We start from the raw sequence: 19,544 nt of genomic DNA, 5'->3' as shown, positions 1-19,544 counted from the left end.
TCAGGCTTCCTCTTGTAACAACAGGTCGTTGAGTTCTTCCAGTACGCGCTGTGGCGTGATGTCAATCAGGCTCTGGTGATAGCCTTCTGCCGCATCTCCCTTACGCACTTTGTGATAACCCGTAATCAGACGAATCACGCGCGCCTTGTGAGAAAGGGGCGGGGTGAAATCCGGGCTGCTGGGGCCATACAACGCAACTAATGGACGGTTCAGCGCGGCTGCCACGTGCATTAATCCAGAATCGTTGGTGACGACCGCTTTGCAGGCGGCGAGCAGAATGACGGCCTGCTCCAGTTGCGTTTCGCCTGCCAGATTACGGCACCATGCCTGCTGTTCAGTGCTCAGTGCTGCCAGAATCTCATTTCCGGCCTCATGGTCTTTTGCCGAGCCAAACAGCACAATCTGATGACCTTCATCGATCAGTTGCTTTGCCAGTTCTGCATAGTGGTAATGTGGCCAGCGCTTAGCAGGACCAAATTCCGCACCAGGGCAAAAACCGATAAGGGGACGTTCAGCTGAAAGGGAGAACTGACTACAGGTCAGGGACTTTTCACCTTCGCTAACCTGCAACTGCGGCCATAGCAGAGGCTGCGGCAAATCTTTAGCCGACAGCATCACGCCTTTATCATAGGCCAGGGCCACATAGCGTTCGACCATCAGCGGCCATGCGTCTTTATCCAGCACGCGCGCATCGTTTAGCAGGCCGTAGCGCATTTCGCCACGCCAACCTGTACGATGGGGAATGCCAGCAAAGAACGGCACCAGAGCTGATTTAAACGAGTTAGGCAGCACGTAGGCGCGGTCATAGCGCTTTTCACGCAGGCTGTGACCGAGTTTACGGCGTTCGCCGATCTCCAGCGCGCCGTGTCCCAGCGGCATGGCAATGGCTTCGTTGACTTCAGGCATACGCGACAGCAGTGGACGGCACCATGCTGGTGCCATCACGTCGATTATTGCCTGGGGATAGCGCGCCTTGAGCGTGCGATAGAGACTTTGCGACATCATCATGTCGCCCACCCAGGACGGGCCAACCACCAAAATCTTCATTCACTTCATCCTTCAAGCTGTCTCTGCGTTGGCTGCCTGCGTTCACTCCGGTCACTTACTCTTGTAAGCTCCCGGAATGAATGAGGGACGTCCGTGTCCCTCACCGAAGGCAGCCTCCGGCAGTTCAAATTCGTTCCAGACGAATTTGTCACTTAGTTGCCGCCTTGATACCGCTCGAATGATTTTGTGAATTTGTAGCGTTGTCGCGGTTCAGCCAGGCCATATATTCCGTGACGCCTTCGGCGACGGTTTTAAACGGCTTGTCATAGCCCGCTGCGCGCAGGTTAGTCAGATCGGCCTGAGTAAATGCCTGGTAGCGACCTTTCAGTTTTTCCGGGAATGGGATGTACTCAATACTGCCTTTGTTGTGATACGCCAGTGTAGCATCGGCAACAGCCTGGAAAGATTCCGCACGACCCGTTCCGAGGTTAAAGATGCCGGAAACCCCGTTTTCCAGGAACCACAGATTTACCGCAGCCACATCGCCAACGTAAACGAAATCACGTTTGAAGTTTTCGCTGCCTTCGAACAGTTTTGGTGTTTCACCATTGTTGAGCTGGGTATTGAGGTGGAAAGCGACGCTCGCCATGCTGCCTTTGTGGCCTTCACGCGGTCCGTAGACGTTGAAATAGCGGAAGCCAACAATCTGAGAATTGGCTTCTGGCAGGATCTGGCGCACGTACTCATCGAACAGGAATTTTGAGTAGCCGTAGACGTTCAGCGGTTTTTCATATTCACGGGATTCGATGAAATCAGAAGTGCGACCGCCATAGGTGGCGGCAGAGGACGCGTACAGGAACGGGATTTCACGCTCCAGGCAGTAGTGCAGCAGCTCTTTGGAGTATTGATAGTTATTATCCATCATATACTTGCCGTCCCACTCGGTGGTGGAAGAGCATGCACCTTCGTGGAAAATCGCTTCGATATCGCCGAAATCTTCCCCGGCCATAATCTGGATTAGGAAGTCTTCCTTGTCCATGTAGTCAGCAATATTCAGATCCACCAGGTTAACAAACTTGGTGCCGTCTTTCAGGTTGTCCACCACCAGAATGTCGGTGATGCCTTTATCATTCAGGGACTTAACGATGTTGCTGCCGATAAAGCCCGCGCCGCCGGTAACGATGATCATAAATGTAACCTTCGAATTATGGAGTCAGAGACAATCTCAGACACGAATACTTTCTATCATATCACTACATGGCCCAAGCTTCAGCCATTCACCGATAAGCCGTGCGGGTACACGTGATTTATGCTTCATTTTGAAGAAGTGATGATGCGTCATCTCGTATCAACGTATAGCTTTGGGTAATATGTGCTGAAATTTGCCCTGTCTGGAGAATTGAAATGCGTGGGGATTTTTACAAACAGTTAACGAACGATCTCGACACCGCACGTGCGGAAGGATTGTTTAAAGAAGAGCGCATTATTACGTCTGCCCAGCAGGCGGATATCACCGTGGCAGATGGAAGCCATGTTATTAACTTTTGTGCGAACAACTATCTGGGGCTGGCTAACCACCCGGAACTGATTGCAGCGGCAAAAGCGGGTATGGATTCTCACGGGTTTGGCATGGCTTCGGTCCGCTTTATTTGCGGTACTCAAGACAGCCATAAGCAATTGGAGCAAAAACTGGCAACCTTCCTCGGTATGGAAGATGCCATCCTTTACTCTTCCTGCTTTGACGCCAACGGCGGCCTGTTTGAAACGCTGCTGGGCGCAGAAGATGCGATCATCTCCGATGCCCTGAACCACGCCTCTATCATTGACGGCGTTCGTCTGTGTAAAGCAAAGCGTTTCCGTTATGCCAATAACGACATGGTCGAGCTGGAAGCGCGCCTGAAAGAAGCGCGTGAAGCGGGTGCTCGTCATATCCTCATCGCCACCGATGGCGTGTTCTCTATGGATGGCGTGATCGCTAACCTGAAAGGCGTTTGTGACCTGGCTGATAAATACGACGCGCTGGTCATGGTTGATGATTCCCATGCCGTCGGCTTTGTCGGTGAAAATGGTCGTGGATCCCATGAATACTGTGATGTGATGGGCCGTGTCGACATCATTACCGGTACGCTGGGTAAAGCACTCGGTGGCGCATCTGGCGGTTACACCGCAGCACGCAAAGAAGTTGTTGAGTGGCTGCGTCAGCGTTCCCGCCCTTATCTGTTCTCCAACTCACTGGCACCGGCGATTGTTGCAGCCTCCATTAAAGTGCTGGAAATGGTTGAAGCTGGCAGTGACCTGCGCGATCGCCTGTGGGCGAATGCACGTCAGTTCCGCGAGCAAATGTCCGCAGCAGGCTTTACCTTAGCCGGTGCGGATCACGCGATCATCCCGGTCATGCTGGGTGATGCCGTCGTGGCGCAGGCGTTCGCCCGCGAGCTGCAAAAAGAGGGGATTTACGTTACCGGGTTCTTCTATCCGGTGGTTCCAAAAGGCCAGGCACGTATTCGTACCCAGATGTCTGCGGCGCATACCCCTGAGCAGATTACGCGTGCGGTCGAGGCGTTCACACGCATTGGTAAACAACTAGGCGTTATTGCCTGAGGATGTGAAATGAAAGCGTTATCCAAACTGAAAGCGGAAGAGGGCATTTGGATGACCGACGTTCCTGAACCGGAAGTCGGCCATAACGATTTGCTGATTAAAATCCGTAAAACAGCCATCTGCGGGACTGACGTTCACATCTATAACTGGGATGAATGGTCGCAAAAAACCATCCCGGTACCGATGGTCGTTGGGCATGAATATGTCGGCGAAGTTGTTGGCATCGGCCAGGAAGTTAAAGGCTTTAAAATAGGCGATCGTGTTTCTGGCGAAGGTCATATCACCTGCGGACATTGCCGTAACTGCCGCGGTGGGCGTACTCACCTGTGCCGCAATACGACCGGTGTTGGCGTAAACCGTCTGGGCTGCTTCGCGGAGTACCTGGTGATCCCGGCATTTAACGCATTTAAAATCCCGGACAATATCTCCGACGACCTGGCGTCTATCTTCGATCCGTTCGGTAATGCAGTGCACACGGCGCTGTCGTTCGATCTGGTTGGGGAAGATGTGCTGGTTTCCGGTGCGGGTCCAATCGGTATTATGGCGGCAGCGGTCGCGAAGCACGTTGGCGCACGCCACGTGGTGATCACCGACGTTAATGAGTATCGCCTTGAGCTGGCGCGCAAAATGGGTATCACCCGCGCGGTCAACGTGTCGAAAGAGAATCTGACCGACGTGATGGCTGAACTGGGTATGACCGAAGGGTTTGATGTGGGCCTGGAGATGTCCGGGGCGCCGCCAGCGTTTCGCGCCATGTTGGACACCATGAACCACGGTGGCCGTATTGCTATGCTGGGTATTCCGCCATCTGATATGTCAATCGACTGGACCAAAGTTATCTTTAAGGGGCTGTTTATTAAAGGTATCTACGGTCGTGAGATGTTTGAAACCTGGTACAAAATGGCTGCACTGATCCAGTCTGGTCTGGATTTGTCGCCGATCATCACCCATCGATTCTCCATCGATGAATTCCAGCAGGGCTTTGACGCGATGCGTTCAGGCCAGTCAGGGAAAGTGATCCTGAGCTGGGATTAACCGTATCCACTCTGTGGATTCTGTGTGTTGTCCCCGGATGTTGATTATCATTACCGTCCGGGGCTTTTTTGCTTCCTCCTGCCCGGCGCATTTTCCGCTAAAGAATTAATATTTTTTTCTGAAAATCTACCGCTTAATATGCTAAAAAGTGCCGATAACTCTACTGTTTGGCAGGATTTGATATGACCTATACCCCTGGTCTCCTGAGCGTCATTATGCCGCTTTACAACACGGGTGAGCCGTTCATTGCGTGTATGGATTCACTGATTGCGCAAACCTGGAAGAACCTGGAGATCATTATTGTTAATGATGGCTCTACGGATAACTCTGCGGAGCTTGCTCAGTCTTATGCTGATCGTTATCCGCACGTTCATCTGCTGCACCAGCGCAATGGGGGCGTTTCTGCGGCGCGCAATACCGGTATGAAAGTTGCCAGGGGGGAGTACATCGCGTACGTAGACGGCGATGATATTGCCTATCCGGAAATGTATGAAACGCTGATGAATATGGCGCTGAAAGACAACCTGGATGTTGCGCAGTGCAACGCTGACTGGTGTATTGCTGAGACGGGCCACACCTGGGCATCCATTCCTACCGATCGTATTCGTTCTACCGGCGTGATGACCGGGCCAGACTGGTTACGCAAAGCGTTAGCCAGCCGCCGTTGGCGGCACGTTGTCTGGATGGGCGTTTACCGTCATCAGACCATCCGCGATGCAGGACTGACCTTCCTGTCCGGCCTGCACCACCAGGACATTATCTGGACCACGGAGTTTATGTTTAATGCGAAACGCGCGCGTTACACGGAAGTCCCGCTGTACAAATATTTCCTGCACGGCGCATCCGTCAGCCGTCAGCCGCGCACCGGCCTGAAAAACCTCGCCTATCAGCGCCACTACATCAAAATTACCCGGCTGCTGGATAAGATGAACCGCGACTACGCTGGGCGCATTCCTATTTATCCGGAGTTTAAACAGCAGGTGATTTACGAAGCGCTACGCGTTTGTCATTGCATACGCAAAGAGCCGGACGAGAAAATCCGCCAACGGATGATTGCTGAAGTATTCGTGTCGGGTATGTTTAAGCGTATGGTGAGCAATATCTGCAGCGTTAAGCTGGGGTATCAGGTGTTGTTGTGGGCTATCCGTTTTAGCCAATGGCGCGATAAATCACTGACACCGCGCCGTCTGGCCCATTTGACGTTGGATAGTAAAGACTGATTATTGCCAGCCTTGCCACTGCAGACGCATGTACTGCACCAGCGTGCTTTGGGTGATGCTTTCACCGAGCACGCTGAAGAAGCGGCTGGCGTAAACCGGCTCTAACGGCTGCTTCGGTTTGCATAATTTCACCCCGCGGAAAGGATTACGCGGTGCGTCAGGTGTACCGTTTTTCGGCGGTGTGAGGTTTGGTCTGGATGTGTCCACCTGTGGTTCATTGAGCAGGTTGCTTGGGCGAACCAGCGTAATGTCCGCAGGCAGGTTATAAAGCATCTGCTGCAAGACGCGGACTGTCGAAGGGTGAGGGTGGCCAATGGCAATGGCTGAACCATTGCGACGTGCAAGTTCGACGGCTCGATTAAACTGACGGCGAATATCGGCTTCGTTTTGCGTGTCATCAAGGAAGACTTTGCGTTTGATGACCTTCACTCCGGTTCCTGACGCTGCGCGCATGGCCTGACTGTTGCCGATGGTCATGCTGTCCAGGAAGTAGAGGTCGTAGCGTTCTAGTGCCTGCATCACCTTTTGCATGCCAAACAGGCTGGAGGTCATCGCGCTGCCCATATGGTTGTTCAGCCCGACCGCATTCGGTACTTTGCTTACTGCGTCGCGAATAATCCTCTCAATCTCTTCGCTGCTCATCTCCGGGCGTAACGTGTCTTTCTCTAACGGCTGCTTACTTAGCGGCGCCATCGGTAGATGGATCAAGACTTCATGCCCGCTGTTATGCGCTTTGGTCGCCATTTCACGAGCGTGTGGTGCATTAGGGAGGACGGCAACCGAGATGGCGGAAGGCATCGCCAACACCTGGTTTTCAGTCTGTGGGCGATAGCCGAAATCATCAATGACGATGGCGAGTTTGCCAGCAAATACAGGTGTTGCGAAGGCCAGCAGGCTGGCGAGAGAGAGTAATAGACGACGAAATTGAGGCAAAACTTATCTTCCCAACCACGGCTGTGGATTGACCGCCTGACCCTGGCGACGAATTTCGAAATAGAGCGCCGGCCTGCCCTGACCGCCGCTGCTACCCACAAGTGCAATAGGCTGTCCGGCGCGTACCTGCGTACCGACGCTGACCAGTGCGCTCTGGTTATAACCGTACAGGCTCATATCGCCTTTACCGTGTTCAACGACGACCACCAGGCCATAGCCCTGCAGCCAGTCCGCCAGAATGACGCGACCATCGGCAATGGCTTTAACTTCGGTACCTTCAGATGCGCCAATAACCATCCCCTTCCAACGTAGCTCACCCTGCAGCTGTTCGCCATAACGATGTAGGGTTGGACCACGAACAGGCCAGTATGCCTGTCCGCGCGGCGAACCTAAACCACCGGTACGGGACATCAGTGATTTTTCGCTTTCGGTTGGCTTGTAGGTTGAGCCTTTCCGTGACGCATCCTGCTGCTTATCGCGTACGGCCTGCGCCTCGCGGGCTTCACGTTCCGCGCGTGCTTTGGCTGCGGCTTCGGCGCGAGCAATGCTGTTGCGCAGGCGTGATTCGTTGGCGCGCATTTCGCCCAGTTGCTGTTGGCCCTGTTGAATCGATGACTCCAGACCCGAGAGCGTTTTCTGGCGTTCATTACGCGCCTGCTCCAGCTTAGCCTGCTGAGCACGCTGTTCGTACAGCAACGTCTGCTGTTCGCTCTGCTTATCTTCCAGCTCGGCTTTTTGCGAGTCTACCTCTTCGCGGGTTTGTTTCAGCTGCGCGATGGTTTCCTGCCGCGCCTGGTTCAGATAGCCGAAATAGGCCTGCAGGCGTTGCCCACGCTGGCTTTCTTCACCGCTCAGAATGAGCTGAATGCCGGTATGTTCGCCCTGGCGAAACGCTGCGTCGAGTTGGGCTGCCAGGCTGCGTTCTTGCGCGGCTCGCTGTTTTTCCAGCTTTGCGAGCGCGGCGTTCATTTCTGCGATCTGCGCGTTTAGCTGTGCCAGTGAGTTTTGTGTTTCGCGCAACTGCCTGGCGGCAACGGCGATGGCCTGTTCCTGGGCTTTAAGTTGAGCGAGGAGGGTGGCGCGTTGTTGTTGTTGCTGGCGTACCGCGCGTTCTTTTGCCGCGATATCGGCCTGAATTGATTTGAGCTGGTCGCGTTCGTCCGCGTGGGCGGAAAAGGCGCACAGCAATACGCCAGCGCTAAGCGCGCTGGCGTAGAACAGAGGCCTGACTGAAAACTTACGCAGTTTCACGGCCCGAGTGATGGTATTAATCGCCTTTCCCCTCATGGGGAGGGATTATTCCACGATGAACAGCGGCTTACCAGTCATCTCTTGCGGGATTTCCATACCCATCAGCGTCAGCATTGTCGGGGCGATATCAGAAAGTTTGCCGCCTTCGACTGCTTTGACGTTTTTACCACCGACATAAATCAGCGGAACTGGCAGGTTGGTATGCGCGGTATGTGCCTGACCGGTAGACGGATCGCGCATCTGCTCTGCGTTACCGTGGTCTGCGGTGATCAGCAGCTGGCCGCCAACGGATTCAACCGCTTTAGCCACCTGCTCAACGCAATGATCCAGCGCTTCAACCGCTTTCACCGCGGCTTCCATCACCCCGGTGTGGCCAACCATATCGCCGTTCGGGTAGTTACAAATGATGGTGTCGTATTTCCCGCTTTCAATCGCAGCAACCAGTTTTTCGGTCAGCTCAGCAGAGCTCATTTCCGGCTGCAGGTCGTAGGTCGCGACTTTCGGCGAGTTGATCAGGATGCGATCTTCACCTTTGAACGGCTCTTCTACGCCGCCGTTGAAGAAGAAGGTCACGTGCGCATATTTTTCGGTTTCGGAAATACGCAATTGCGTTTTGTCGTTTTTCGCCATCCACTCGCCAAGGGTGTTAGCCAGAGACGCTGGTGGGTAAGCTACCGCAGTTTTGATGTCGGCCGCGTATTCGGTCAGCATCACAAAGTTGAGGTTAACGACTTTCTTACGGGCGAAGCCGTCGAAGTCAGCGTTAACAAACGCACGGGTAATTTCACGCGCACGGTCAGCACGGAAGTTCATGAAAATCAGCGTATCGCCGTCTTCCATGGCGGCTTCAGCCTGGCCTTCAGCACGGATCACGGTCGCTTTCACGAATTCGTCGTTTTCGTCGCGGGCATAAGCAGCCTGCAGGCCTTCAACCGCCGTAGCGAACTGGAACTCGCCTTTTGCCAGCGTCATCAGGTCATAAGCCTGTTCAACGCGATCCCAGCGGTTGTCGCGGTCCATCGCGTAGTAACGACCGATGATGGACGCTACGCGGCCTTTGCCCAGCGCGGCAAATTTCTCTTCGAATTTCTGCAGTGAATGTTCAGCGCTGCGCGGCGGGGTGTCACGGCCATCAAGGAAAGCGTGCAGATAGATTTTCTCAGCGCCACGTTCAGCGGCCATTTCTACCATCGCCATGATGTGATCTTCGTGGCTGTGAACGCCGCCAGCAGAGAGCAGACCCATGATGTGTACCGCTTTGCCGCTATTTTTTGCCTGGTCGACCGCATCGGTCAGCACCGGGTTAGCGAAGAAAGTACGCTCTTTAATTTCAACATCCAGACGGGTTAGGTCCTGATATACGATGCGGCCCGCGCCCAGGTTGACGTGGCCCACTTCGGAGTTGCCCATCTGGCGATCGGGCAGGCCGACTTCCAGGCCAGACGCATCAATCAGGGTATGCGGACGTTTTGCCCACAGGGCATCCATTACCGGGGTTTTGGCATTAAAGATGGCGTTATCCTGGCTGTCTTCACGATAACCGTAGCCATCCAGAATCACCAGTACCATAGGTTTTTTAGAAACCGACATTGCGACAACCTCACACTTAATAGATAAAAAATAATTGCGTAATTTTACTACAGCTGAATCGATAAAGTAGCCCCAGAAGATCAAATAATCGACCAGAGCGCACCGCAGAGGGCGCGGATTTACGTTTTTTTTTCCGTAGCGCCCCGCAAAAATGCAATCCAATGCACGCTCTGGCTGTATTTGCGCCAACGCGCAGGTATACTCCTTTCCTGGTTTTTTAATCACTGAGTCGGGAGTTGTTACCCCCCATGCAAGAAATTATGCAATTTGTTAGTCGCCACCCTGTATTGAGTATCGCCTGGATTGCGTTACTGGCGGCTGTATTATTTACCACGTTTAAGAGCCTGACTTCGAAAGTTAAGGTGATTACACGCGGAGAAGCGACACGTCTTATCAATAAAGAAGATGCGGTGATTGTGGATTTACGTCAGCGCGACGACTTCCGTAAAGGTCATATCGCAGGCTCCACTAACCTGCTGCCGAGCGAAATCAAAGCCAATAATTTTGGCGAGCTGGAAAAACACAAAAACAAACCTGTTATTGTGGTTGATGGCTCAGGCATGCAGTGCCAGGATTCAGCAACTGCGCTGATTAAAGCCGGTTTTGAGCAGGTATCTGTACTGAAAGACGGTGTAGCGGGCTGGAGTGGTGAGAATCTGCCACTGGTTCGCGGCAAGTAATTTACCCGTCTTCTTTCATACCGCAGGGTAAAAGAACACTGGAGATAAGTCATGGCCAATATTGAGATCTATACCAAAGCAACCTGCCCGTTTTGCCATCGCGCAAAGGCGCTGTTGAACAGCAAGGGTGTGAGTTTCCAGGAACTTCCGATTGATGGCGATGCCGTAAAGCGTGAAGAGATGATCAAACGCAGTGGCCGTACGACGGTTCCGCAGATTTTTATTGATGCACAGCACATTGGCGGTTGTGACGACTTGTATGCGTTGGATGCGCGTGGTGGACTGGATCCCCTGCTGCGTTAAGGCGTACTGAAAGTATTTAAAGGACAACACTAAGGGTTTTCTAAACATGTCAGAACAAAATAACACTGAAATGGCTTTCCAGATCCAACGTATCTATACCAAGGATGTATCTTTCGAAGCGCCTAATGCACCGCATGTTTTCCAGAAAGATTGGCAGCCAGAGGTTAAACTGGATCTTGATACCGCATCTACCCAACTGGCAGATGATGTGTATGAAGTAGTGCTGCGTGTCACCGTAACGGCTTCACTGGGCGAAGAAACTGCGTTCCTGTGCGAAGTTCAGCAGGGCGGTATTTTCTCCATCAGTGGTATTGAAGGGACTCAGATGGCGCATTGCCTTGGTGCATACTGCCCGAACATTCTGTTCCCGTATGCCCGCGAATGCATCACCAGCCTGGTTTCACGCGGTACATTCCCGCAACTGAACCTTGCGCCGGTCAACTTTGATGCGCTGTTCATGAACTATTTACAGCAGCAGGCTGGCGAAGGTACTGAAGAACATCAGGATGCCTGATGAACCAAAGTAATGCTTCAATGACTGTGATTGGTGCCGGCTCGTACGGCACCGCTCTTGCCATCACCCTGGCAAGAAATGGCCATCAGGTTGTCCTGTGGGGCCATGACCCGAAACATATCGCGACCCTCGAGCACGATCGCTGCAACGTCGCGTTCCTCCCTGACGTGCCTTTTCCTGAAACACTGCGCCTGGAAAGTGACTTAGCCACTGCGCTGGCCGCCAGTCGTAATATTCTGGTGGTGGTGCCGAGCCACGTCTTTGGCGAAGTGCTGCGTAACATCAAACCGCTGATGCGTCCTGACGCGCGGCTGGTCTGGGCGACAAAAGGTCTGGAAGCGGAGACGGGGCGCCTGTTGCAGGACGTTGCGCGTGAAGCGCTGGGGGATTCTATTCCACTGGCGGTCATCTCCGGTCCGACGTTCGCCAAAGAGCTGGCCGCGGGCATGCCGACGGCGATTTCTCTGGCCTCGACGGACGACACCTTTGCTGACGATCTCCAGCAGTTACTGCACTGCGGTAAAAGCTTCCGCGTGTACAGCAATCCGGATTTCATTGGCGTGCAGTTGGGCGGCGCGGTGAAAAACGTCATCGCGATTGGCGCGGGGATGTCCGACGGCATCGGTTTTGGCGCGAATGCGCGAACCGCATTGATCACCCGTGGACTGACCGAAATGTCCCGTCTTGGCGCGGCGCTGGGTGCCGATCCTGCCACCTTTATGGGGATGGCGGGTTTAGGCGATCTGGTGCTGACCTGTACTGACAACCAGTCGCGTAACCGTCGTTTTGGCATGATGCTCGGCCAGGGGATGGACGTGCAGGGTGCGCAGGACAAGATTGGTCAGGTGGTTGAAGGCTACCGCAATACGAAAGAAGTTCGTGAATTGGCGCACCGTTTTGGTGTTGAGATGCCAATAACCGAGGAAATTTATCAAGTATTGTATTGCGGAAAAAACGCGCGCGAGGCAGCATTGACGTTATTAGGCCGTGCGCGCAAGGACGAGCTGAGTCGCCACTAGCTGTAAGGAACTGTTGAATATAACGACCCGACCCGCGAAGAACGGGTCGGTCGTTTTGCTACCTTCTGGAGTACGCAATGCCGTGTGAAGAACTGGATATCGTCTGGAAAAACATTAAAGCGGAAGCCCGGGCACTGGCGGAATGTGAGCCAATGCTGGCCAGTTTTTACCACGCAACGCTGCTCAAGCATGAAAACCTCGGCAGTGCGCTAAGCTATATGCTGGCGAATAAACTCGCCTCTCCGATCATGCCTGCCATTGCGATTCGCGAAGTCGTGGAAGAGGCCTATGCCGCCGATCCTGAAATGATTGCCTCAGCGGCCTGTGATATTCAGGCGGTACGTACGCGTGACCCGGCTGTCGATAAATATTCCACCCCACTTCTGTACCTGAAGGGTTTTCATGCGCTTCAGGCCTACCGTATCGGTCACTGGCTGTGGCATCAGGGGCGTCAGGCGCTGGCGATCTTCCTGCAGAATCAGGTATCCGTTACCTTCCAGGTCGATATTCACCCGGCGGCAAAAATTGGCCGTGGGATCATGCTCGATCACGCTACCGGTATTGTGGTTGGTGAAACCGCGGTGATTGAAAACGACGTCTCTATCTTGCAATCTGTCACGCTGGGCGGGACCGGTAAAGCCGGTGGCGATCGTCATCCGAAAATACGTGAAGGGGTGATGATTGGCGCGGGAGCAAAAATTCTCGGCAACATTGAAGTCGGGCGCGGCGCGAAGATTGGCGCTGGTTCCGTCGTTTTACAGCCCGTCCCGCCACACACCACTGCGGCAGGCGTTCCGGCACGCATCGTCGGTAAGCCAGACAGCGATAAGCCGTCCATGGATATGGATCAGCATTTCAATGGGATTCATCATACTTTCGAATACGGCGATGGCATCTGATTTCGCGCCATGCCCGGTGGCGCTGCGTTTACCGGGCCTACAAACCTCGTAGGTCGGATAAGGCGCTAGCCGCATCCGACAAAAATCAACTACGCAATACCGCGCCGGGATAACCTAGCTGGCGCCAGGCCTCATACACCACCACCGACACCGCATTTGACAGGTTCATGCTGCGACTGTCCGGCATCATCGGAATACGAATTTTTTGTTCGGCAGGCAGCGCGTCGAGAATGCTGGCTGGCAGGCCGCGTGTTTCTGGGCCAAACATCAGATAATCCCCATCCTGATAGCTTACCGCGCTATGCGCTGGCGTACCTTTGGTGGTCAGGGCAAACAGACGTTGCGGATGTTCCGCGGCGATGAAAGCGGCGTAGTCAGGGTGGCGCAGCACGGCGGTAAATTCATGGTAATCCAGCCCCGCACGACGCAGGCGCTTGTCGTCCCAGGTAAAGCCCATTGGCTCAATAATATGCAGACGAAAGCCGGTGTTGGCGCAAAGACGGATTATATTGCCGGTATTTGGCGGGATTTCTGGTTCGAATAAAACGATGTTAAGCATACTGCCCCCTTGATAACGGGGGGCAGAATAGCAGAAAGAGCGGGTACTATGCGACGGTCAACGCGTGCGGTTTATAGCGTTGTAGCTTGTAAATCGTCGCGGCAGCGGCGACCAGCGCCGGAAGGCTGAGGAACATTAAGATGCTGTCTGCCTGCCATTGCAGGGAAAGCAGTTGGGCGCTCATCATCGTTCCGGCTACGCCGCCGAAGCGGCCCACGCCCTGCATCCAGGCAATGCCCGTTGCGCGGCAGTGGGTTGGATAAAACGTTGCGGCCAGCGTCTGTAGCCCGGACTGCGCGCCGTTCATGGTAATGCCCATCAGGAAGATCAGTGCGCCAAACAGGATGATGTGGTTATGTTCAAACCCGAGAGCGAGGGCAAACAGCATCGTCAGCATAAAGCCGAGTGACACCACTTTGTGTGCCTCCCAGCGGTCCATTAACCAACCAGCCAGCAGGATCCCCGCGGTACCACCGAAGGTAAACAGTGACGTCAGCCAGGCGGATTCGGCCAGCGGATAGCCCATGCCCAGCATCAGCGTTGGCATCCAGCTCAGCAGCACGTAATAGATAACCAGCCCCATAAAATAGGTGGTCCAGAGCATCAGCGTGCCCGGCAGCCAGGGCATACTGAATAGCTGGGCCACGCTGCCTTTTTTGACCGTGACGCGATCTTCATCCAGATAAAACTGGGTAACCTGTTCCAGACTCCCCGACATAAAGCGTTGAGCAATGCGTTTAACCTGTGCCACCCCTTTACCGTGGTGAACCAGATACTTAACCGATTCCGGCAGGAACAGCACCAGTAGTACGGTGAGGGCCAGCGGGGCGATCGCACCGGCAAGCAGAACACTGTGCCAGCCGTAGTTGGGGATTAGCCAGGAGGAGATCACACCGCCGCCCGCAGCACCTAACGGAAAGCCGCAGTACATGGTGTTAATTGCCATTGAACGACAGCGTTTCGGCGCGAATTCTGATACCAGAGTGATGGCATTGGGCATTGCCGCGCCAAGCCCAAGCCCGGTGAGAAAGCGCCAAAACGTGAGCATATTCAGCGTTTGGGCATAGGCAGTTCCCAGACTGGCGAGACCAAAGAACAGACAGGAAAAGACCAGGACACGCTTACGACCCATACGATCGGAAATCGGTCCGGCGAGCAGGGCGCCAAATGACAGGCCCAATAGCGCGGCGCTTAACACCGGTCCGAGATCCTGCTTCTTGATGCCCCAGTCGGCTGAGAGCGTGGGGGCTATATAACCCATCGCCGCCGTATCGAAGCCGTCGATGGCTAAAACCAGAAAGCCCAGCACAATAATGACCCAGTGGAAGCGCGAAAAAGGACTGTCATCTATCGCCTGCTGGATATTCACTTTTCCGGAATAAGCCATGTCACCCTCGCCCGTTATGATGGTTGTTATCTACCCGTCATACTTCAAGCTGCATGTGCGTTGGCTTTACTGGCTCACCCCAGTCACGTACTTATGTACGCTCCTGAGATTCGCTGCGTCGCCGCCTTCCTGCAGCTCGAATTATTTAGGGTACATGTATAAAATGCTGTTGTATTAGCTTGTATATACATTTGGCAGGTGGATAAAAAGTTGTCAAATATATTGGTCGTAAATGTTAACTGGTCGTTATTTTTGGATAAAAAATGGTCGGACTGAGAACAGGCCGACCATTTAGAAAATAGGGTTTTATGGGGATGTTGCTACGCTGCGCTACCCTGAACCAGAGGAGCCAGCGCGGCAGGCAGGCTCTTACCCAGTTCCTGTACCAGCGAATCACGGCTGATTTCACTAATCGACTTCGCACCGGTCAGGGTCATTGCCACCTTCATCTCTTTCTCGATCAGATTCAGCAGATTCGCCACCCCTGCCTGGCCGTGGGTCGCCAACGCGTACAGATAGGCACGGCCCAGCAGCACGCTATCCGCGCCCAGTGCAATCATGCGCACGACGTCCAGACCGTTGCGGATCCCACTGTCTGCCAGAATGGTGATATCGCCTTTTACTGCATCGGCAATGGCGGGCAACGCGCGAGCAGAAGACAGCACGCCGTCTAACTGGCGGCCACCGTGGTTAGAGACAACAATCCCATCCGCGCCAAAGCGTACAGCGTCGCGAGCATCTTCAGGATCGAGGATCCCTTTGATCACCATCGGGCCATCCCAGAATTCACGGATCCACTCGAGGTCTTTCCATGAAATCGACGGATCAAAGTTATTCGCCAGCCAGCCGATGTAATCCTCAAGGCCGGTGGGTTTGCCAAGATAGGTCGAGATATTGCCTAAATCATGCGGGCGACCGTTCAGGCCAACATCCCATGCCCACTGCGGATGAGTGACTGCCTGCCAGTAGCGACGCAGTGCCGCATTTGGACCGCTCATACCGGAATGTGCGTCACGGTAACGTGCGCCGGGCGTAGGCATATCGACGGTAAAGACCAGCGTGGAGCAACCCGCCGCTTTGGCGCGCTCGAGTGCGTTACGCATAAAGCCGCGATCGCGCAGGACATACAGTTGGAACCACATCGGACGCTTGATGGTCGGGGCGACTTCTTCAATAGGACATACGGATACCGTGGAAAGCGTAAACGGAATGCCTTTGGCGTCTGCGGCGGCGGCGGCCTGAACTTCGCCCCGGCGTGCGTACATGCCGCACAGTCCGACGGGCGCGAGGGCTACAGGCATGGAGAGCGTTTCGTTGAACAGCTTTGTTTCCAGGCTCAGGTCGGACATATTCTTCAGCACGCGTTGGCGCAGCGCCACTTCCGACAGGTCTGCCACGTTACGGCGCAAGGTGTGCTCTGCGTACGCCCCTCCGTCAATGTAGTGGAACAAGAAAGGGGGTAGGATGCGCTGGGCTGCGGCGCGATAGTCGCTGGCTGCTGAAATAATCATGTGTTGTTCTCCCTGCTATTTTCACCAGAGTCACCGGGCAGGCGGGTGATACGCGCCTGGCGGGCCTGATCTTCATCAAATCGTTTAATCGTGGTATGGACAAAACTGAGGTGCGCCATCATGGCCTTACGCGCCCCGTCGGCATCGCCAGCGATAATGGCGTCCAGCACCGCCTGATGCTGTGCCGTCAGCTGTGAAAATACGGGGGGCACGAGGTACATACGTTGGCGGCTCTGTTTTACCGAAGACTGCAATACGTCGAAGAAACCGCGCATGGTCTGCAACAGCACCACGTTGTGTGAGGCCTCTGCAATGGCGAGATGAAAGCGCACGTCAGCCTGTGAGGCGAGATCCGGATCTTCGCTTTGCGTGGCGTCGAAACAGAGCCTGATTTTTTCTTTGTCGGCGGCGGTGGCCCGCATGGCTGCGTGCCAGGCGGTGCTGGCTTCAATGGCGTGTCGGGCCTCCAGAATATCGAAACTGTAGTCGGGATCATCTGCCAGCAGGGTCTTCAGCGGCTGCACGATGTTTTGTTCAGACCAGGCCTCATGCTGCCAGCGGATAAACGTCCCGCCGCCGCGACGGCTAATCAACACGCCTTCACTCACCAGCTTTGCTAACGCCTCACGCAATGAGTTACGCGAGACGCCGAGCTGTACGGCCAGCTGACGCTCAGCGGGCAACTTCATGCCCGCCTCCAGCTGTTGTTCTTCAATCAGCGCCCGCACACGAGATGCGACTTCATCTGACAGGCGTCTGGGCATCACTATCATGGAATCATCCAGGTTAAGACATAGGCCTGCAGCGTGGTGATCACACCCACCATGCAGGTGAAAATCAGGCTGTGCTTCACGGTAAAGCGGAACAGGTCAGACTCTTTCCCCACTAATCCCACTGCCGCACAAGCAATAGCGATAGATTGTGGAGAAATCATCTTGCCGGTCACGCCACCGGTGGTATTTGCCGCCACCATCAGTACGTCTGATACGCCGATTTGCTGAGCGGCCGTGGCCTGCAGGGCGGCAAACAGTGCGTTTGATGAAGTGTCGGACCCGGTCAGGAATACCCCCAGCCAGCCAAGGAACGGCGAGAAGAAGGTAAATGCGCTGCCGGTGTGCGCCAGGGCCAATGCCAGGGTTGACGAAAGACCGGAGTAGTTAGAGATAAACGCGAACGCCAGCACCATGCCGATGGAGTAAATCGGCAGCGCCAGATCTTTGAGCGTGCTGCCAAAGGTTTGCAGCGCAGCAGACGGCTTCATCTTCAACCAGACGATAGACAGCAGGGCGGCAAACAGGATCGCGGTACCGGTTGCCGAGAACCAGTCAAATTTGTACACCGCCGCGTAGGCTGTGGCTTCGTGTACGACCGGCGGCATACGGGCAACCAGCTTGTCGAGGAACGGGACTGGAATATTGACCACCCAGTGGTACATCGCGCCGCCTGGCGCAAACAGCGCTTTAAACGGCGGTATGCTCCACAGCGTGACGGTGGCGGTAAGGAACAGGAACGGAGACCAGGCGCGTACCACCTGCCCAGCGGTGTAGCGGGTGCGCGACAGGTCCATATCGACCTGCGAAGCGCCCATATCGCCAAAGCGGAAGATGCGTACCGGCTGCCAGCGTTTCAGGAACAGCGTCAGGCAGACCAGCGAAACCAGAGACGAGATGATGTCCGGCAGTTCCGGTCCGATAAAGTTAGAGCTGAGATACTGCGCGATAGCAAACGAGCCGCCAGCGACCATCACCGCAGGCCAGGTCTCTTTTACGCCGCGCCAGCCATCCATAATCGCCATAATCCAGAACAGTACGATAATGGTCAGGAACGGCAGCTGGCGGCCCACCATCTGGCCGATCTCGAAGCTGTCCAGCCCGGTCACCTGACCGGCAACCAGAATCGGAATGCCCATTGCGCCAAAAGCGACCGGAGCGGTATTTACGATCAGGCACAAGCCTGCTGCATACAGTGGGTTAAAACCAAGACCAACCAGCAGTGCGGCGGTAATAGCGACCGGTGCGCCAAAGCCTGCCGCCCCTTCGAGGAATGCCCCAAAGGAGAAACCGACAATCAGCATTTGCAGACGCTGGTCCGGCGTAATCGAGAGTATCGATGAGCGGATGATGTCGAACTGCCCGGTTTTCACCGAGATTTTATAGACAAACACCGCGGCGATAATGATCCAGGCAATCGGCCACAAACCATAGAAGAAGCCATACACCACGGAAGCCAGAGCGTGATCGACCGGCATTTTGTAAAACAGCAGGGCGACCGTCAGAGCGATCACTACCGTCCATGACGCAGCAACATAGCCTTTCAGCTTGAGCTTAATCAGGGCGAAGAAAAAGAACAGGATAGGGAGCGATGCGATCAGACTGGAAAGCCAGATGTTACCGGCCGGGTCGTAGTTCTGTTGCCAGAGATTCATTGCAGGTCTCCTGGGGGCCGCCGACATAATGGGATGAGTCTGTGCTCATCTCCAGGTCACATTATGTGTAAAAGTGGCCCTGCCAATATTGTTGTGTAGGGGTAATGACAATGAATGGTTAATCAAATGTTATTTATTGGCAACGGTATTGTACTCACATTTTAATGAAATGTGAGGTACTGGTAGGATCTGGCTAAAATTGGTAGGGCCAATTGCGAGGGGAAGGGAAGGACCGGGCAAGCGGATGTTGCCCGGTGGGAGATTAGAATTCGCTCTTCGCGAAGCCCGTCATCTCTTTCAGGCCCATTTCACGGCCAAGCTCGGTCATCGGGTGAACGACGATCAGGCCGCGCACGCTCTTCTTCAGTTTGCCCATGTCGGCCTGCTCTTTTTTGGTGATCGCACGACGGAAGGGGAGTTTCGTCAGCTTTTGCGCTTCTTTGCTCAGCTTCTGACCGTGTACTTCACGCAGGCGCGCGATCTCGGTTTCCAGAGTTTCTTTCTCTTGCTCCAGCTCGGCATATTTGTCGGCGGCTTCAACCAGGGACAGGTCTGCCTGCTGGTGGCGGATAGCGTCCAGACGATCGCTCAGGCGTTTAATTTCGTTTTTTTCGACTTCTTTCATAGGAT

General features: G+C 54.5%; 19 protein-coding genes. 8 read left to right on the top strand and 11 right to left on the bottom strand.

Annotation, left to right across the window (positions count from 1 at the left end; genetic code table 11):
• Both rfaF and rfaD read right to left on the bottom strand, forming a co-directional pair.
• Nucleotides 1-1,047, bottom strand: a complete 1,047-nt coding sequence (gene rfaF / locus E1B03_RS25560) for an ADP-heptose--LPS heptosyltransferase RfaF (RefSeq protein WP_133087142.1) — start codon at nucleotides 1,045-1,047, stop codon at nucleotides 1-3.
• A gap of 148 nt (nucleotides 1,048-1,195) precedes the next feature.
• Nucleotides 1,196-2,176 (bottom strand): ADP-glyceromanno-heptose 6-epimerase, encoded by a 981-nt coding sequence (rfaD, locus tag E1B03_RS25555; RefSeq protein ID WP_103769429.1) that lies wholly within the window; start codon nucleotides 2,174-2,176, stop codon nucleotides 1,196-1,198.
• 215 nt (nucleotides 2,177-2,391) lie between these two features.
• Here rfaD and kbl point away from each other — a divergent pair, with 215 nt between their 5' ends.
• The 3 genes from kbl to E1B03_RS25540 all read left to right on the top strand — a co-directional run bounded on the left by kbl (nucleotide 2,392) and on the right by E1B03_RS25540 (nucleotide 5,843).
• A complete protein-coding gene (gene kbl, locus E1B03_RS25550) occupies nucleotides 2,392-3,588 on the top strand; it encodes a glycine C-acetyltransferase (protein WP_133087141.1) in 1,197 nt (398 codons plus the stop codon).
• 9 nt (nucleotides 3,589-3,597) lie between these two features.
• Nucleotides 3,598-4,623 carry an L-threonine 3-dehydrogenase gene (gene tdh, locus E1B03_RS25545; RefSeq protein WP_133087140.1) on the top strand — a complete coding sequence of 342 codons (1,026 nt, stop codon included), beginning with the start codon at nucleotides 3,598-3,600 and terminating at the stop codon, nucleotides 4,621-4,623.
• 182 nt (nucleotides 4,624-4,805) lie between these two features.
• A complete protein-coding gene (locus E1B03_RS25540; RefSeq protein ID WP_133087139.1) occupies nucleotides 4,806-5,843 on the top strand; it encodes a glycosyltransferase in 1,038 nt (345 codons plus the stop codon).
• Here the strand turns inward: E1B03_RS25540 and E1B03_RS25535 are convergent, their stop codons facing one another.
• Genes E1B03_RS25535 through gpmM form a run of 3 tightly spaced genes read right to left on the bottom strand, consistent with a single transcriptional unit; the run spans nucleotide 5,844 to nucleotide 9,617 of the window.
• Nucleotides 5,844-6,776, bottom strand: a complete 933-nt coding sequence (locus E1B03_RS25535) for a divergent polysaccharide deacetylase family protein (RefSeq protein WP_103769432.1) — start codon at nucleotides 6,774-6,776, stop codon at nucleotides 5,844-5,846.
• Nucleotides 6,777-6,779: 3 nt separating this feature from the next.
• On the bottom strand, nucleotides 6,780-8,039 hold the full coding sequence (gene envC, locus E1B03_RS25530; protein ID WP_246044178.1) for a murein hydrolase activator EnvC: 1,260 nt from the start codon (nucleotides 8,037-8,039) through the stop codon (nucleotides 6,780-6,782).
• Nucleotides 8,040-8,072: 33 nt separating this feature from the next.
• Nucleotides 8,073-9,617, bottom strand: a complete 1,545-nt coding sequence (gpmM, locus tag E1B03_RS25525; RefSeq protein WP_040231588.1) for a 2,3-bisphosphoglycerate-independent phosphoglycerate mutase — start codon at nucleotides 9,615-9,617, stop codon at nucleotides 8,073-8,075.
• A 248-nt stretch (nucleotides 9,618-9,865) separates the two neighbouring features.
• On the opposite strand from gpmM, the gene E1B03_RS25520 reads away from it, so the two are divergent.
• From E1B03_RS25520 to cysE, 5 genes are all read left to right on the top strand, one after another.
• Nucleotides 9,866-10,297 (top strand): rhodanese-like domain-containing protein, encoded by a 432-nt coding sequence (locus E1B03_RS25520; RefSeq protein ID WP_005120473.1) that lies wholly within the window; start codon nucleotides 9,866-9,868, stop codon nucleotides 10,295-10,297.
• 51 nt (nucleotides 10,298-10,348) lie between these two features.
• A complete protein-coding gene (gene grxC / locus E1B03_RS25515) occupies nucleotides 10,349-10,600 on the top strand; it encodes a glutaredoxin 3 (RefSeq protein ID WP_003024152.1) in 252 nt (83 codons plus the stop codon).
• A gap of 46 nt (nucleotides 10,601-10,646) precedes the next feature.
• Complete coding sequence (secB, locus tag E1B03_RS25510) at nucleotides 10,647-11,114, top strand: protein-export chaperone SecB (protein WP_003024155.1); 468 nt, start codon at nucleotides 10,647-10,649, stop codon at nucleotides 11,112-11,114.
• Complete coding sequence (gene gpsA, locus E1B03_RS25505; RefSeq protein WP_043018726.1) at nucleotides 11,114-12,133, top strand: NAD(P)H-dependent glycerol-3-phosphate dehydrogenase; 1,020 nt, start codon at nucleotides 11,114-11,116, stop codon at nucleotides 12,131-12,133. The genes secB and gpsA overlap by 1 nt, the downstream gene beginning before the upstream one ends.
• A gap of 77 nt (nucleotides 12,134-12,210) precedes the next feature.
• Nucleotides 12,211-13,032: a serine O-acetyltransferase gene (gene cysE / locus E1B03_RS25500; protein WP_003024160.1), complete on the top strand. Its 822-nt coding sequence runs from the start codon at nucleotides 12,211-12,213 to the stop codon at nucleotides 13,030-13,032.
• A gap of 85 nt (nucleotides 13,033-13,117) precedes the next feature.
• Here the strand turns inward: cysE and trmL are convergent, their stop codons facing one another.
• The 6 genes from trmL to E1B03_RS25465 all read right to left on the bottom strand — a co-directional run bounded on the left by trmL (nucleotide 13,118) and on the right by E1B03_RS25465 (nucleotide 19,539).
• Nucleotides 13,118-13,591, bottom strand: a complete 474-nt coding sequence (gene trmL / locus E1B03_RS25495; protein WP_103769436.1) for a tRNA (uridine(34)/cytosine(34)/5-carboxymethylaminomethyluridine(34)-2'-O)-methyltransferase TrmL — start codon at nucleotides 13,589-13,591, stop codon at nucleotides 13,118-13,120.
• A 46-nt stretch (nucleotides 13,592-13,637) separates the two neighbouring features.
• Nucleotides 13,638-14,978, bottom strand: coding sequence for an MFS transporter (locus E1B03_RS25490; protein ID WP_133087137.1), 1,341 nt, complete (start codon nucleotides 14,976-14,978; stop codon nucleotides 13,638-13,640).
• A gap of 320 nt (nucleotides 14,979-15,298) precedes the next feature.
• On the bottom strand, nucleotides 15,299-16,489 hold the full coding sequence (gene lldD, locus E1B03_RS25480; protein WP_016154962.1) for an FMN-dependent L-lactate dehydrogenase LldD: 1,191 nt from the start codon (nucleotides 16,487-16,489) through the stop codon (nucleotides 15,299-15,301).
• Nucleotides 16,486-17,262 (bottom strand): transcriptional regulator LldR, encoded by a 777-nt coding sequence (gene lldR, locus E1B03_RS25475; protein ID WP_103769438.1) that lies wholly within the window; start codon nucleotides 17,260-17,262, stop codon nucleotides 16,486-16,488. Before lldR ends, lldD begins: the two co-directional genes overlap by 4 nt.
• The gene (gene lldP, locus E1B03_RS25470; RefSeq protein WP_133087135.1) at nucleotides 17,259-18,914 is read right to left on the bottom strand and encodes an L-lactate permease; all 1,656 of its coding nucleotides are present in this window, start codon (nucleotides 18,912-18,914) and stop codon (nucleotides 17,259-17,261) included. Before lldP ends, lldR begins: the two co-directional genes overlap by 4 nt.
• 262 nt (nucleotides 18,915-19,176) lie before the next feature.
• A complete protein-coding gene (locus tag E1B03_RS25465) occupies nucleotides 19,177-19,539 on the bottom strand; it encodes a YibL family ribosome-associated protein (RefSeq protein WP_043018722.1) in 363 nt (120 codons plus the stop codon).
• Between the last annotated feature and the right edge of the window lie 5 nt (nucleotides 19,540-19,544).

This window comes from Citrobacter arsenatis (assembly GCF_004353845.1).
GTDB classification, from domain to species: Bacteria; Pseudomonadota; Gammaproteobacteria; order Enterobacterales; family Enterobacteriaceae; genus Citrobacter; species Citrobacter arsenatis.
The sequence above is the reverse complement of the archived record's forward strand: the minus strand, read 5'-3'. Positions and strand labels throughout refer to the sequence as shown.

What these genes read in the sequence shown, in the direction of transcription:
- E1B03_RS25540 (WP_133087139.1), top strand. Translation starts at nt 4,806, where the DNA reads ATGACCTATACCCCTGGTCTCCTGAGCGTCATTATGCCGCTTTACAAC.
- secB (WP_003024155.1), top strand. Translation starts at nt 10,647, where the DNA reads ATGTCAGAACAAAATAACACTGAAATGGCTTTCCAGATCCAACGTATC.
- E1B03_RS25465 (WP_043018722.1), bottom strand. Translation starts at nt 19,539, where the DNA reads ATGAAAGAAGTCGAAAAAAACGAAATTAAACGCCTGAGCGATCGTCTG.
- E1B03_RS25490 (WP_133087137.1), bottom strand. Translation starts at nt 14,978, where the DNA reads ATGGCTTATTCCGGAAAAGTGAATATCCAGCAGGCGATAGATGACAGT.
- grxC (WP_003024152.1), top strand. Translation starts at nt 10,349, where the DNA reads ATGGCCAATATTGAGATCTATACCAAAGCAACCTGCCCGTTTTGCCAT.
- rfaD (WP_103769429.1), bottom strand. Translation starts at nt 2,176, where the DNA reads ATGATCATCGTTACCGGCGGCGCGGGCTTTATCGGCAGCAACATCGTT.
- gpmM (WP_040231588.1), bottom strand. Translation starts at nt 9,617, where the DNA reads ATGTCGGTTTCTAAAAAACCTATGGTACTGGTGATTCTGGATGGCTAC.
- lldP (WP_133087135.1), bottom strand. Translation starts at nt 18,914, where the DNA reads ATGAATCTCTGGCAACAGAACTACGACCCGGCCGGTAACATCTGGCTT.
- lldD (WP_016154962.1), bottom strand. Translation starts at nt 16,489, where the DNA reads ATGATTATTTCAGCAGCCAGCGACTATCGCGCCGCAGCCCAGCGCATC.
- gpsA (WP_043018726.1), top strand. Translation starts at nt 11,114, where the DNA reads ATGAACCAAAGTAATGCTTCAATGACTGTGATTGGTGCCGGCTCGTAC.
- lldR (WP_103769438.1), bottom strand. Translation starts at nt 17,262, where the DNA reads ATGATAGTGATGCCCAGACGCCTGTCAGATGAAGTCGCATCTCGTGTG.
- cysE (WP_003024160.1), top strand. Translation starts at nt 12,211, where the DNA reads ATGCCGTGTGAAGAACTGGATATCGTCTGGAAAAACATTAAAGCGGAA.
- tdh (WP_133087140.1), top strand. Translation starts at nt 3,598, where the DNA reads ATGAAAGCGTTATCCAAACTGAAAGCGGAAGAGGGCATTTGGATGACC.
- trmL (WP_103769436.1), bottom strand. Translation starts at nt 13,591, where the DNA reads ATGCTTAACATCGTTTTATTCGAACCAGAAATCCCGCCAAATACCGGC.
- kbl (WP_133087141.1), top strand. Translation starts at nt 2,392, where the DNA reads ATGCGTGGGGATTTTTACAAACAGTTAACGAACGATCTCGACACCGCA.
- rfaF (WP_133087142.1), bottom strand. Translation starts at nt 1,047, where the DNA reads ATGAAGATTTTGGTGGTTGGCCCGTCCTGGGTGGGCGACATGATGATG.
- E1B03_RS25520 (WP_005120473.1), top strand. Translation starts at nt 9,866, where the DNA reads ATGCAAGAAATTATGCAATTTGTTAGTCGCCACCCTGTATTGAGTATC.